The organism is Olsenella phocaeensis (assembly GCF_900120385.1).
Lineage (GTDB): Bacteria > Actinomycetota > Coriobacteriia > Coriobacteriales > Atopobiaceae > Olsenella_I > Olsenella_I phocaeensis.
This window is the reverse complement of the sequence record NZ_LT635494.1, coordinates 16,259-29,119: the sequence shown is the minus strand read 5'-3', so window position 1 is coordinate 29,119 and position 12,861 is coordinate 16,259. Positions and strand designations below refer to the sequence as shown.

11 protein-coding genes are annotated in these 12,861 nt (G+C 64.8%); 7 read left to right on the top strand and 4 right to left on the bottom strand.

The window, feature by feature from the left end:
• Positions 1-144 precede the first annotated feature (144 nt).
• Positions 145-1,176, top strand: a complete 1,032-nt coding sequence (locus BQ7388_RS00125) for an endonuclease/exonuclease/phosphatase family protein (protein WP_062531389.1) — start codon at positions 145-147, stop codon at positions 1,174-1,176.
• Positions 1,177-1,245: 69 nt separating this feature from the next.
• On the opposite strand, the gene fucO is transcribed toward BQ7388_RS00125, so the two are convergent.
• The 3 genes from fucO to BQ7388_RS00110 all read right to left on the bottom strand — a co-directional run bounded on the left by fucO (position 1,246) and on the right by BQ7388_RS00110 (position 4,509).
• On the bottom strand, positions 1,246-2,406 hold the full coding sequence (gene fucO, locus BQ7388_RS00120; protein ID WP_072499466.1) for a lactaldehyde reductase: 1,161 nt from the start codon (positions 2,404-2,406) through the stop codon (positions 1,246-1,248).
• Positions 2,407-2,632: 226 nt separating this feature from the next.
• Positions 2,633-3,841 (bottom strand): FprA family A-type flavoprotein, encoded by a 1,209-nt coding sequence (locus BQ7388_RS00115; RefSeq protein ID WP_062531391.1) that lies wholly within the window; start codon positions 3,839-3,841, stop codon positions 2,633-2,635.
• Positions 3,842-3,921: 80 nt separating this feature from the next.
• Positions 3,922-4,509 carry a hypothetical protein gene (locus BQ7388_RS00110; protein WP_200781410.1) on the bottom strand — a complete coding sequence of 196 codons (588 nt, stop codon included), beginning with the start codon at positions 4,507-4,509 and terminating at the stop codon, positions 3,922-3,924.
• Between the two features lie 157 nt (positions 4,510-4,666).
• Between BQ7388_RS00110 and BQ7388_RS00105 the strand changes: the two genes are divergently transcribed.
• The 3 genes from BQ7388_RS00105 (at position 4,667) to BQ7388_RS00095 (ending at position 9,029) form a co-directional block, all read left to right on the top strand.
• Positions 4,667-6,430 carry a class I mannose-6-phosphate isomerase gene (locus BQ7388_RS00105; RefSeq protein WP_072499465.1) on the top strand — a complete coding sequence of 588 codons (1,764 nt, stop codon included), beginning with the start codon at positions 4,667-4,669 and terminating at the stop codon, positions 6,428-6,430.
• 91 nt (positions 6,431-6,521) lie between these two features.
• Positions 6,522-7,466, top strand: coding sequence for a type I phosphomannose isomerase catalytic subunit (locus tag BQ7388_RS00100; RefSeq protein ID WP_072499464.1), 945 nt, complete (start codon positions 6,522-6,524; stop codon positions 7,464-7,466).
• Between the two features lie 396 nt (positions 7,467-7,862).
• Positions 7,863-9,029: a Fic family protein gene (locus tag BQ7388_RS00095; protein WP_009278864.1), complete on the top strand. Its 1,167-nt coding sequence runs from the start codon at positions 7,863-7,865 to the stop codon at positions 9,027-9,029.
• On the opposite strand, the gene BQ7388_RS00090 is transcribed toward BQ7388_RS00095, so the two are convergent.
• Positions 9,024-9,416 carry a PhzF family phenazine biosynthesis protein gene (locus tag BQ7388_RS00090; protein WP_009278863.1) on the bottom strand — a complete coding sequence of 131 codons (393 nt, stop codon included), beginning with the start codon at positions 9,414-9,416 and terminating at the stop codon, positions 9,024-9,026. The genes BQ7388_RS00095 and BQ7388_RS00090 overlap by 6 nt on opposite strands.
• Before the next feature lie 145 nt (positions 9,417-9,561).
• Here BQ7388_RS00090 and BQ7388_RS00085 point away from each other — a divergent pair, with 145 nt between their 5' ends.
• The 3 genes from BQ7388_RS00085 to BQ7388_RS00075 all read left to right on the top strand — a co-directional run bounded on the left by BQ7388_RS00085 (position 9,562) and on the right by BQ7388_RS00075 (position 12,705).
• Positions 9,562-9,951, top strand: a complete 390-nt coding sequence (locus BQ7388_RS00085) for a type II toxin-antitoxin system RelE/ParE family toxin (protein WP_072499463.1) — start codon at positions 9,562-9,564, stop codon at positions 9,949-9,951.
• 422 nt (positions 9,952-10,373) lie between these two features.
• Positions 10,374-11,666, top strand: coding sequence for a tyrosine-type recombinase/integrase (locus BQ7388_RS00080; protein WP_072499462.1), 1,293 nt, complete (start codon positions 10,374-10,376; stop codon positions 11,664-11,666).
• Between the two features lie 205 nt (positions 11,667-11,871).
• The gene (locus BQ7388_RS00075; protein WP_234946714.1) at positions 11,872-12,705 is read left to right on the top strand and encodes an ORF6N domain-containing protein; all 834 of its coding nucleotides are present in this window, start codon (positions 11,872-11,874) and stop codon (positions 12,703-12,705) included.
• The last annotated feature ends 156 nt before the right edge of the window (positions 12,706-12,861 follow it).

Genomic DNA, 12,861 nt, shown 5'->3' with positions numbered 1-12,861 from the left:
CTTGCCCCTGGGGTGCCGTCGTGGCCGCGCGCCGGCCCCAGACGGGAGACGGCCGCGCCCAGGGGCGATCGGCGCCCTGGCACGTCTAGAATGCAAGGATACGGGAGAGGGCCAGACCATGGGCGCGAGGGGAGAGGGGCTTCCATGAGGCGCGGACGAGGGGGACGCCACAACTTCCTGAGCTTCCTGCTCTGGATGCTCATGCTGCCCCTCCTGGGGCTCCTGGTCCTGCGCATGCTGCCCCTGAGCCACGCGCAGGGACGCGCCGTCCCCGAGCTGACCTCCTTCGTGATCTGGACCCTTCCCGCCTTCGCCTTCGTCCTCGCGCTCTCCCTCCTCTGGCGGCGCAGGAACCTCGCCGCGCTCTCCCTCGCGGCTGCGGCCCTGGTGGTCGTCTGGCACCTGGGCTACTTCCTCCCCACGCAGACCGTGTCGGAGGCGGCGGTCGAGGCCACGAGCCCCTCTGACGTCGACGCCCCCGTCGCGGACGACGACTACCTCAGGCTCATGACCTTCAACACGAGGAACGGCAGGGCGGATGCGGCCGCGCTGGTCCGGGCCGTCAGGGAGAGGCGCGTCGAGGTGCTCGCCTTACAGGAGGTGAGCTGGACCTTCCTGGACGAGTTGGGCGAGTCGGGCATCCACGAGCTTCTCCCCCACTACGTCCTGGGCGAGGCCTCCGCCACGGACAACGGCGGCATCAACGCGATCTTCTCGCTGCAGCCCCTCTCGCACACGAGCTCGAACCTCATGCCCACCGAGTCCTCTGCCCTCGCCGCGGGCACCGTGACCCTGGGCGAGCGTCGGCTCCGCTTCGTGAGCACGCACCCCAACTCGCCCCATCTGGGAGGGCAGGGCCTCTGGAGCGAGGGACTGGCGAGCGTGTCGGAGCTGGCAGGCTACGACAACGCCTACGTGATCATGGGGGACTTCAACGCGACCTGGGACCACGTCGGCTTCAGAAAGCTTCTGGGGGACAGCTTCCTGGACGCGGGAGAGGCCGCAGGCGAGGGACTCCACCTGAGCTTTCCCGCCAACTCGGTCATCCCTCCCCTAATCGAGATAGACCACATCGTCTACAGCAAGGGGGCGGGCATCGCGGTCGGCCAGCTCGAGACCCTGCAGATCGCGGGCAGCGACCACCTCGCCCTGCTCGCGACCCTCGAGGCCTCGTAGGCACGCCGTGGGGAAGGGGGGCGGCCCCATGGACCGCCCCCCCTCGCAGGTGACGATGGGTGGTAAGGCCTACGCCATGATCTTGCGGAAGAGCCCCTTGACCGCCTCGTGGTCGGCCTCGCGGGGGTTGCCCGGGTAGCAGGCGTCCGCCAGGGCGTCGTCGGCGAGCCGGTCGAGGTCACCCTCGACCAGGCCGTCGCAGGTCTTGGGGATGTTGACGTCGGCCGAGAGCTGCCTGACCGCCGCGATGGCGGCGTCCGCGGCCTCGTCCTCGCCCATGCCTGTGGTGTCGACGCCCATGGCGACGGCCACCTCGGCCAGGCGCTTCGTGACGGCGGGCTTGTTGAACTCCATCGCGATCGGCAGCAGCATCGCGCAGGCCACGCCGTGGGGGGTGTCGTAGTGGGCCGAGAGGGTGTGGGCCATGGCGTGGTCGATGCCCAGGCCGACGTTGGAGAAGCCCATGCCCGCGACGTACTGGCCGAGCGCCATGCCCTCGCGGCCGCTCGCGGGCTGGCCGCTCTTCGCCTCCGCGTACGCGTCGCGCAGGTTCTGGGAGATGAGCTGGATCGCCTTGTAGTGGAACATGTCCGAGAGCTCCCAGGCACCGCGGGTGGTGTAGCCCTCGATGGCGTGGGTGAGGGCGTCCATGCCGGTGGCGGCGGTGAGGCCGGCGGGCATCGAGGCCATCATGTCGGGGTCGACGACGGCGACCTCGGGGATGTCGTTGACGTCGACGCAGACGAACTTGCGCACCTTCTCGGGGTCGGTGATCACGTAGTTGATCGTGACCTCGGCAGCGGTGCCGGCGGTGGTGGGGACGGCGATGGTGAAGGTGGCATGGGCCTTGGTGTCGGCGACGCCCTCGAGGGAGCGCACGTCGGCGAACTCGGGGTTCTCGGCGACGGTGCCGATGGCCTTGCAGGTGTCCATGGAGGAGCCGCCGCCGATGGCGACCATCATGTCGGCGCCGGACCCCTTGAAGGCGGCGACGCCGTCCTGGACGTTCTTGATGGTGGGGTTGGGCTTGATCTCGCTGTAGAGGGACCAGGGGATGCCCGCCTCGTCGAGGAGGTCCGTGACCTTCGCGGTCACGCCGAACTTGACGAGGTCGGGGTCGGAGCAGACGAAGGCCTTCTTGAAGCCCCGGCGCCTGATCTCGCCGGGGATCTCCTTGATCGCACCGGAGCCGTGGTACGAGACGGTGTTGAGGACGAAGCGGTTTGCCATGATTCCTCCCAGGGACGAAGCTGACCTATGAACGCCTCCTGCATTATCTACCTAACAAGAACTAAACATATAGATAAACATCCGGCAGCCATGTCCCATTCCCGCATAGGCGGGTGGGGCGCACGTCGCGCCGCCGGGACGGGAGACGGAAGCCCCGCCGGCAACAGCTACCGACGGGGCTTCGCGGTCGTTGCGCGCGGAGGGGACTCGCCCCGCCCGGACCTGGCTACTCTCCCCTGACCGAGGCGGCGAGGGCGTGCGCCAGGGCGTCCAGCTCCCCCACGGTCTCCTCCTTCACGGACGAGGCGAGGTGAACGACGGGCTCCAGGACCTCGACGTCCTTCGCGGCCTCCAGCTGCGCGAGCATCAGCTTGCCTGCGGCGGGCGCCCAGGAGCCGTTGTAGATGACGCCCACGGTGCGCTTCGAGAAGCCGTGGTTGCCCAGGTCGAGCAAGAGGTCGCGCATGCCGTCGAAGATCTCCATGTTGTAGGTCGACGAGGCGAATACCAGGTGGGAGTACTGGAAGGCACGCGAGATGAGCTCGGAGACGTCGGTCTTGGAGCTGTCATACACGCGCACGTCGCGCACGCCCAGCTCGGCGAGCTGGCGGCTCAGGATGTCGGCGGCGTTTGCCGTGTGCCCGTACACGGAGCCGTAGAAGATCGCGACCGAGCGGAGCTCCGGCTCGTAGGAGGCCCACTTGGCGTAGCGGCCCAGGATCTGGTCGAAGTCGCGCCTCCAGAGATGGGCGTGCAGGGGACAGATGAGCCTGACGTCGAGCTTCGACGCCTTTTTGAGCAGCGCGGTGGTCTGCATGCCGTACTTGCCCACGATGTTGGCGTAGTAGCGGCGCGCCTCGTCGGCCCAGTCGCGCTCCCACTCGACCTCGTCGGCGAAGATGCAGCCGCTCATGGCACCGAAGGCGCCGAAGGCGTCAGCCGAGAAGAGCGTACCCGTGAGCTGGTCGTAGGCGACCATGACCTCGGGCCAGTGGACCATCGGGGCGCAGACGAACTGGAGGGTGTGGCGCCCGAGGTCGAGGGTGTCCCCCTCCTTGACCTTGATGGCGCGCGACTCGGCGTCGAAGTCGAAGAACTGCCCCATGAGCTTGAAGGCCTGGGCGGTCCCCACCAGCCTCAGCTGGGGGTAGCGCCTCACAAGGTCGGGGATGACGGCGCAGTGGTCGGGCTCCATGTGGTCGACGACCATGTAGTCGAGGTCGCGCCCGCCCAGGGCGAAGTCGAGGTTCTCCCAGAACTGCGTGGTCACCGCTTCGTCCACGCCGTCCAGGAGGCAGGTCTTCTCGTCGAGGACGAGGTAGTTGTTGTATGACATGCCTTCCGGCACCCTGTGGATGTTCTCGAAGAGCTCGATGCGGCGGTCGGAGGCACCGAGCCACCAGGTGTCCTCCGCTACCTTGCGTACGTTGTGCATGTGCGTTCTCCTCGCTGGACCACGGCTCCGCCGCCGCCCGTATTTCTGCCTTTCGCCATTCTACTANCGCGCGGCCCCTCCTAGCTGGCGTGCGCGGCGTGGCGCCCGGAGGACCACTGGCCGCATCGGCGCAGGAGCTCCATGCGAGCCGTGACGTAGCGCTTCTCGACCGCCTGGGCGAGCCTTCGTGCGATGCCGTTGGCGACGCCGCTCCCAAAGCAGCTCAGGAGGGCGTCCAGGCCCAGGAGGGCAGCCAGGACGAGGATGGCCATGCGCTGGGCCGCGTCCTGCCGCGCCAGCGCCCAGTCGCAGACGACGAGCACCAGCGGCAGCATGAGGATGCCGTACCACTGCTTCTCTATGAGGTCGGCGAGACTCGACTGGTAGGCCCCCTGCCGACGCACCTCGACGTGGATGCGGGTGACGTGACTGACCAGGCCGTTGGCGGCCTCGCGCAGGGTCCCGCTCAGATGCCCCGCGAAGAGCTCGTAGAGCAGGAGGTAGCTGGGGTAGACGCAGGCCGCGACCGTGCGCGCCCAGTCACCGAGGCCCGCCGCAGGGCCCAGGTCGAAGCGGGCCTCGTTGCCCCCCACGAAGGGGAAGGTCCGGTACCAGACCTCGAGGCCGAGGCGGGCCTCCTCGAGGCGGTGCCGGACCAGCCCTGGCACAAGGGCCAGCTGGCGCGCGCTCGCGAGGGACTGGAGCGGCTGGCGAGAGAGTAGGCTTGCGTCTCTCGGCTCGCAGCGTGACGTCAGTCGCCCGCTTTTGGCGAGCGGCAGCAGGGCTCCAGGCGGGAGGGCGAGGTGCGCAGTGGAAAGGACGCTCATGAGCGACTACAGGCTACGTCCCGAGGTCAGGATCCACGACGCCGAAAGGGGCGTCCGCGGCTGGCCCGCCGTCCTCGCCGCCGTCAGAGGCAGGCTGGACGAGCTCGCGGGCGAGAGAGGCAGCAGGCTCACCCTCGCCATCGAATGCTATCCGGGGACCAACATGGACGAGATCCGACAGGGCCTCGTGGAACCGCTTGGCGCCGAAGCTGCCCTCCTTGCCGACGACTACGCATGGGACGCCCCGCGCGTGCAGGCGCGCATCGCCGACACGATCACCGACGACCGCGTGTTTGGCGTCCTCTCCCACTACACGGCGGACGAGTTCTTCGACGCAGGCCGCGTGGGGCAGGCACGCGCCAGGCTTTCGTCCGCCCCGGGGCTCTCCGTGGTCTTTGGCGTCGGCGCCACCGTCATCTGCCCTGATCCCGACCTCCTGCTGTACGCCGACCTCACCCGCTGGGAGATCCAGCTGCGCCTGCGTGCCGGCATGCCCAACTGGAAGGCAGACAACACCGACGAGGACGCCCTGCGCAAGTTCAAGCGCGGCTACTTCTTCGAGTGGCGCATGGCCGACCGCAGCAAGCGGGCGCTCTTCGACCGCGTGGACTTCGAACTCGAGACCAACGTGCCCGGCGAGCCCAAGATGGTGCCGGGTGGCGCCTATCGCGCGGGCCTCGCTCAGGTCGCGCGCCAGCCCTTCCGCCTCGTCCCCTACTTCGACGCAAGCGTCTGGGGAGGCCACTGGATGCAGCGACGCTTCGGCCTCGACCCCGACGCGCCAAACTTTGGCTGGGCCTTCGACGGCGTGCCCGAGGAGAACAGCGTCATCCTCGACTTCGATGGGGTGCGCCTGGAGATTCCTGCGATCAACGTCGTGCTGCGCGAGCCGGACGCGCTCCTGGGGCCCAAGGTCCACGCCCGTTTCGGGGCGGAGTTCCCCATCCGCTTCGACTTCCTCGACACGATGGGTGGCCAGAACCTCTCCCTGCAGGTCCATCCGCTGGTGGAGTACGCGCAGGACAGGTTTGGCATCCACTACACGCAGGACGAGAGCTACTACATCCTCGACGCGAGCGAGGACTCCTGCGTGTACCTGGGCGTGAGGCCCGGCGTGAGCCGCGAGGAGATGGTGGCCGACCTCAAGCGCGCCGAGCGCGGCGAGGACCGTTTCCACGACGAGCGCTTCGTGAACCGCTTTCCCGTGAGGAAGCACGACCACGTGTCGATTCCCGCTGGCACCGTGCACTGCGCCGGGCCCAACACCGTGGTGCTCGAAATCAGCGCAACGCCCTACATCTTCACCTTCAAGCTGTGGGACTGGGGTCGCGTGGGGCTCGACGGCGTCCCCCGCCCCGTGCACGTCGACCACGGCGCGCCCAACATCAGGCTCGACCGCGACACCGACTATGCCCTCTCGCAGCTGATCGACCGGGCGGACGCCCCGCACCAGGACCTTTCCGACCAGGAGGGCGTGGTGATCCAGAGGACCGGCCTCCACGAGCTCGAGTTCATCGAGACGGACCGCCACTGGTTCGAGGATGCCGCCACGGTCGACTGCCACCAGAGCGTCAACATGCTCAACCTCGTGGAGGGCACGAGCGCCCGCATCGTGAGCCTGGACGGCAGCTTCGAGCCCTTCGACGTCTACTACGGCGAGACCTTCGTCGTGCCCCAGAGCGTGGGGCGCTATCGCATCGAGAACACCGGCGACCGCACGCGGCACGTCGGCGTCATCCAAGCCTTCGTCCGCAACCTTTAGGCGGCAGGCAGCGGGTGCGCCCGTCGCACGTGTGGACCGCGATAGGCCACGAAGGTCCTTGCCCGACCACAACGTCGAAAGGAAGAGTCCCATGCGGCCCCTCAAGCTCATTCCCTTGTATGACAGGACCATCTGGGCTGGCGAGCGACTCTCGGTCCTCCGGAACCGTCCTGCGGCCGGCGAGGGGACGAGCTGGGAGATCTCGGCGCATCCCCATGCCCAGTCGGTGGTCGCCAACGGCCCCGACGCCGGCCGCACCCTGCGCGAGCTCATCGATTCCGACCCCGAGGGCATGGAGGGGCCGGGCATGGGCGACGCGGAGCTCCTGCGTCTCGCCTTCCTGGACGCACGCGATCCGCTGTCGGTACAGGTACATCCCGACGAGGCCTATGCCCAGGCGCATGCGCGCGACCACGGAAAGACCGAGGGCTGGTACGTGCTCGACGCCGACCCCGGTGCAGCGCTGGTGGTCGGCTGCGACCTGGCCAGCAAGGACGAGGTCGCGCGGGCGATTGCCGACGACAGCATCGAGGACCACCTCTGTCGCGTGCCCGTGACGGAGGACGACTTCGTGTTCGTGCCCGCAGGCACCCTTCATGCCCTGGGCGCGGGAATCCTAGCCCTCGAGATCGGCACCAACTCGAACACCACCTATCGCTTCTACGACTACCATCGCAAGGACGATGAGGGCAACGAGCGAGAGCTGCACGTGCGGAGAAGCCTGGACGTGGTGAGGCTCGACTATCGCGGCAATGTCGTGCACACACCCCTTGACGGCATGCTCAAGGAGAGGACGCTCGTGAGCTCCCCGGAGTTTGACGTCATACTCATAGACGTCGCAGACACCCATGTCCTGCCTGCCGACCACGCCCGCTTCCGCACGATCTCGTGTGTGAGGGGCGCCTGCGACCTCGTCTGCGGGGGTACGAGCACGCATCTGGGCTACACCGAGTCGGCGTTCCTTCCCGCAGCGCTCGGAGACGTCCTGGTGACGGGCGACTGCCGCTTGCTCGTGGGCATACCCCACCGCCGCTGAGTCTTCTGGGCTCGTGCCAGCTGGTCGTACCAGCCGGTCGTGCAGAACTCGTCCGAGTCAACGAATTCCTGTCATCTCGGACGAGTTGTGAATCCGCTCCCTCCGAGGACCTCCGAGAGATGAGACCGTGCGCCCCCCATGCCTTCCCTATGCCTTCTTCTGAGTCTGCCGCGCCAGCCCCGCCATCGGCGCGTTCGGCGCCCGGGTGCTCTTCTCATATCCCAAATTGCACGTGACCCAGCTATCCCAATTTTCGGAATGCGATGCAGGGTGCGTAACGTCACCCAAAAGTCGTTAGAGTCACTCGAGATGCTCTAACGACTTTTTTTAAGCGAAAAAAGTCGTTAGAGTCTATCATGTTCTCTGTAACGACACTTTCCAGTCATAAGGAGAATCATGGAGTTCGTCCCCAGCGGACAGGGATTCTTGCGCAAGAACCTACATGGTGCCATGGAGTACCAGTCCTTCGTGCCCACCCCACTAAACGAGGTTGTCCCCCTCGGGCTCGGAAGCGACACCAACCGCCTGCTTAGCACCTGCTCGCTCAAGCTTGGCGAGCTGAAGGGGATGCTGAGGTTCATCTCCAACGCAGACATGTATCTCGCCATGTACGTGCGCAAAGAGGCTCTCCTCTCCGCACAGATCGAAGGAACACAATGTACCTTCGACGACGTGCTTGACCCCACAAGGACGGACCTCATCGGGCATGAAGTCGCTGATGTTGTGGCATACGTGAGGGCAACGGAGCTTGCGGTCCAGAGAATGAAATGCCTTCCCCTTTGTATGAGACTGCTCCGTGAGGTTCACAAGAAACTCCTCGATGGAACACGAGGGGCAGAGAAGAATCCAGGAGAGGTACGGACCTCCCAGAATTGGGTTGGACCGACAGGCTGCACGATCAAGGGGGCAGCTTACATACCTCCCAATATCGAAGACATGAATGCCGCGCTTTCGGAACTGGAGCGCTTCATCAACGAGGCAGACTCTGTTGACCCGATACTCAAGGCCGCGCTTGTACACTACCAGTTTGAGACCATCCACCCCTTTTTGGATGGCAACGGCAGGCTCGGGAGGCTGCTCATTACGCTCTCCCTGCTTAACGATGGAGTGCTGACGGGTGCCGTGTTCTATCCCTCGTATTACCTGAAACTAAACAGGTCCGAGTACTACACAAGACTCATGAATGTGAGACAGAGGGGAGCCTATGAAGAGTGGGTCGCATTCTTTTGCAAGTGCCTCATAAAAAGCGCCGATGATGCCATCGAATCGCTGGATCGGCTCGTCGAGCTTCGCCGATGCAACCTAGAAAAGCTGGGCAAGGCAACGGGGGTGTCTGTACAGAATGGTCAGCGTCTGCTGGACCTCCTCGAAGCAAGTCCCTTCGTAAGCATCGGCGACGTTACCGAAAAGCTGAACATCGCCCGAACCACTGCCAGCAAGCTAGTGGAGGGATTCGAAAGGCTCGGGATTCTCGTGCAGCATGAGACTGGCAGGCGCCGCTATCGCACGTTCCAGTACGAGGAATATCTCAGCATCCTGAGACAAGGGAGCGAGCCACTATAGGGCCTTGCGCGCATTGATGCGCATGCTAGAAACACAGGCGAACGCGCGGGGCGCGGCAGCCAGGACCCAGAGCCAGCGGCTACGGCGCTTCGGCGCAAACGAGCGGGATACGCAGCCGTACTCCGAAGCCGTCGCCGTGACGTGTCGGAGCAATCCGTCGAGCCCCTCGCACGCGTCAAGGCCTGGCTCAAGCGAGCGGACCTCCTCTTCCGAGCCGAGCACGCACAGCAGGTCGCAACCCGCCCACGCCTCGACGGGCCGCACGCCGAGGGCGGTCTCCGTGGCTATGCCCTGCATGAGGCGGTCGTCCAGCCAAGAATCAACTATGTAGATCGCGGCGGGGTTCCCCGAGAAGACCTTTTCGGCGAATGCGTCCGTCCGCCGCATATCGGCGCATGTCCATTACTGTTGCTCCAAACCGTCACATCGTGAATCTTGAACGGACCGGGAAGCTCACGTACGTGTCGGAGGACGAGCACGAGAGGCGCCACCTGGCGCGCAAGGGCACCCGCCGTCCCGGGTCGGCCACGCTATGAGGTTCAGGCTCACCGAGCTTGCCGACGAGGACCTCTCCGGCATTGAGGACTGGGTCAGGGTGACCCGCGGGGCCGACACCGCAGACGAGGTGTCGGACGACATAGACGCGAAGATGCGCGAGATCGCTGAGCACTCTCTTCGGTCCACCGTCTGCCAGTTCGACGGGGAGCACGGCCTCCTGCACGAGTACCGCAGCGCGGGCACCGACCGATTCAAGGTCTTCTACTGGGTGAACGACGCCGAGGGTTTCGTCGAGATTTGGCGCGTCCTTCATGTCCCGTCCGACTTCACGCGCATGGGCTGGTACGCCGGGAGGCAGCCGGCTGCCCGAGGATGGCGAATAGGCATTTGCACGCATGCCGCTCGTCCTGCGGGGGTTCCGTGATCGTCAGATGAGGGTTCCGCGAGTGACGGGAAGACGGTCCCGCACGACCTGAGATCAGCAATATCGACGCGCGTCCTTGCCTCGCCGTGCGCTTTCGCACTTGTCGGTAAGATGTCGGTAGCAATATCGGTCACGTGACAGTCAAAACCCCGGCCTGTTTTCGCAGGCCGGGATTGTGTTTCTGGTCGCGGGGGCAGGATTTGAACCTGCGACCTCCGGGTTATGAGCGAGTCAAGCTGGAGGTTCCGCAAATTCTCCCTCGTCTACCTCGTCTGGACGCACTGCGCTGAGCAGGCGTTTTGTGTCTCTTCGCGTCTCCAACGGTCTGCAGGATTCTGCTTCTCTTGCATCTCCAACCTCGTTTTGGCGGACACAGTGCCGGTCAGAAACGGCTGTCGAAAACCGAGTGGAAGGAAGTGGAGATGCAGGACCTTACCTACACCAGCCGTGGCCTGAGGAGACGGAGAAACAGCGACCGATGGGAGGCTGTCCTCTCGCACGCCGACCCCGTGACGGGCGAGGTCGTGAGGACGTTCCACACGGTCGAGGGCAAGACGCGCCGGCAGGCGGAGCGCGCACGCGACGCGCTCATCCTCGAGCTCGAACGCAAGGGAGGGGCCGTCGGCTCCTCGATGAGCGTGCGCGAGTTCATGAATCAGTTCCTCGTCTACAAGGAAGAATCGGGCACTATAGAGCCCTCGACCGTGCGCGGATACCGCGCCGAGGCGCGCCAGATAGACTCCTACATCGGGAACGTCCGCCTGGCGGACCTCTCAGTGGAGGACGTGTCGGGATGGATGCGCGACATGAGCGCCGACGGCTACGCACCCAAGAGCGTGTCGAAGCCCTTCCGCCTGCTCAAGCAGGCGCTCAAGTGGGGCATGGCTCAGGGCCTCATCACCAAGAACCCCTGCGACTTCTGCAAGCCGCCCAAGCGCGTGAAGACGCCCATCAACGCCCTGCCGCGCGAGGAGCGCACCCGCATGCTGGAGCTGGCGAGGCGCGCGCAGCCGGCGCCCCTGGGCATAGCCATAGAGCTCGCCCCCACCACGGGCATGAGGCGCGGCGAGGTCTGCGCGCTCAAGTGGTCCGACCTCTTCGACGACGGCACCATAACCGTGAGCCATGCCCTGGGGAACGGCGACGGCGGCTTCTACGTGAAGGAGCCCAAGACCTCGAGCTCCCTGAGGACGATTCCCCTCACCAGGCGCACCTTCGACATGCTGCGCCTGGTGCGGGCGGACGCCATGCGCATCGCCAACGAGTTCGCTCTTCCCTTCGGCGACCCCTACATACTGGGCACGCAGGAGGAGAAGAGCAGGCCCTACAACCCCACGCAGCTCGGGAAGGACTTCTCGGCCTTCTGCAAGATGAACGGCTTCAAGTGCACCTTCCACGACCTCAGGCACACCTTCGCCACCATGATGATCGCGAGAGGCTGCGACGTGAGGACCGTGGCGAGCTACCTGGGGCACGCGAGCGCGTCGATGGCCCTGGACATATACGCGGACGTGGATCCGGAGGCCAAGCGCGCCGCCGTGAGCAAGGTCGAGGAGAGCTTCGACGCCGAGATGAGCGGCTACGGCGACGCCATCATGGACAACGTCATCGGAGCTCCCAAGCGCCGCGAGCCCGCGATCAGCTTCTCGGTGGAGCAGCTCAAGGCGATGCTCGCCGCCGCAGAGGAGAAGGAGGCGGGTCATGGGCGTCTTTAGGCTCGTCTGGCGCTTCGTGCGCTGGCTCTTCCGCGCCGTATCGCGATGGATGTGAGCACGCGCTTGATAAAATTGCATCAACGGTTCGCGCAGAAAGGCCACGGCTATGCCCGATAAAGAACCCGCCAAGACGGAGGCATCAATTGCTCTCTCAAGCGGTACTCAAATCAAAGACATGATCTATACCGTGCGAGGCCAGCAGGTCATGCTCGACAGCGATCTCGCAGAGTTGTACGGAGTTGAGACGAAGGCACTCAACCAAGCTGTAAGCAGAAACCCCAAGCGCTTTCCCGAGCGGTTCTGCTTCCGCACAACGCGAGAAGAGGCCGAAGGCCTAAGGTCACAAATTGTGACCTTACATCCTGAACTGGGAGAACGGGACACATGGTGGCGCTATATGCCACGCGTCTTCACCGAGCAGGGTGTGTCGATGCTCTCCGCAGTGCTGCGCAGCGACACGGCAATCGACGTGAGCGTGCGCATCATGGACGCCTTCGTCGAGATGCGCCATTTCATCGCATCCAACGCCACCATGTTCGAGCAGATTCGCACGGTTGAGCTCAGGCAGCTTGAGTATCAGAAGAGCACAGATGAGAGATTCGAGCGCGTCTTCGACTACATGGAGACCCACGAGGCGCCGAACCAGAAGGTCTTCTTCGAGGGGCAGGTCTACGATGCATTTGAGCTCTTGGTTACACTCGTGCAGAGGGCAAAGCGCGAGATCGTCTTGGTCGACGGCTACGTGGACACGGGGACACTCAACATCCTTGCTAAGAAGAAACCCGGCGTTTCCGCCACCGTGTGGACGCACCCCAAGACCAGCCTCACCGAGCGCGACGTAGCGACCTTCAACGCGCAGTACCCAACGCTCGTGGTCAAGCACACGACCTCGTTCCACGACCGCTTCCTCATCCTGGACGGAGCCGAGGGCTACCTGATTGGAGCATCGCTGAAGGACGCAGGCAAGAAGAGCTTCGCCATCACCAAGCTCGAAGGCTCAAGCATCGTCGAATCGATTGTCGCCGCGCTCGGCGAGTAAGAGATTAAAACGTGTGACATCTTTGAGGCCGCAGTTTGCGACCTCAAAGCGCCTAAGCCCCTAAGCCAACCTGGCGCGTGATAAATGAAATAAAACCGTAACCAGTAAACCCGCCTGGCCTCCGCTTCCGAGCATGCACGCTGGCGGGGCTTCTTT

What these genes read in the sequence shown, in the direction of transcription:
- BQ7388_RS00125 (WP_062531389.1), top strand. Translation starts at nt 145, where the DNA reads ATGAGGCGCGGACGAGGGGGACGCCACAACTTCCTGAGCTTCCTGCTC.
- fucO (WP_072499466.1), bottom strand. Translation starts at nt 2,406, where the DNA reads ATGGCAAACCGCTTCGTCCTCAACACCGTCTCGTACCACGGCTCCGGT.
- BQ7388_RS00115 (WP_062531391.1), bottom strand. Translation starts at nt 3,841, where the DNA reads ATGCACAACGTACGCAAGGTAGCGGAGGACACCTGGTGGCTCGGTGCC.
- BQ7388_RS00105 (WP_072499465.1), top strand. Translation starts at nt 4,667, where the DNA reads ATGAGCGACTACAGGCTACGTCCCGAGGTCAGGATCCACGACGCCGAA.
- BQ7388_RS00100 (WP_072499464.1), top strand. Translation starts at nt 6,522, where the DNA reads ATGCGGCCCCTCAAGCTCATTCCCTTGTATGACAGGACCATCTGGGCT.
- BQ7388_RS00095 (WP_009278864.1), top strand. Translation starts at nt 7,863, where the DNA reads ATGGAGTTCGTCCCCAGCGGACAGGGATTCTTGCGCAAGAACCTACAT.
- BQ7388_RS00090 (WP_009278863.1), bottom strand. Translation starts at nt 9,416, where the DNA reads ATGCGGCGGACGGACGCATTCGCCGAAAAGGTCTTCTCGGGGAACCCC.
- BQ7388_RS00085 (WP_072499463.1), top strand. Translation starts at nt 9,562, where the DNA reads ATGAGGTTCAGGCTCACCGAGCTTGCCGACGAGGACCTCTCCGGCATT.
- BQ7388_RS00080 (WP_072499462.1), top strand. Translation starts at nt 10,374, where the DNA reads ATGCAGGACCTTACCTACACCAGCCGTGGCCTGAGGAGACGGAGAAAC.
- BQ7388_RS00075 (WP_234946714.1), top strand. Translation starts at nt 11,872, where the DNA reads ATGCTCGACAGCGATCTCGCAGAGTTGTACGGAGTTGAGACGAAGGCA.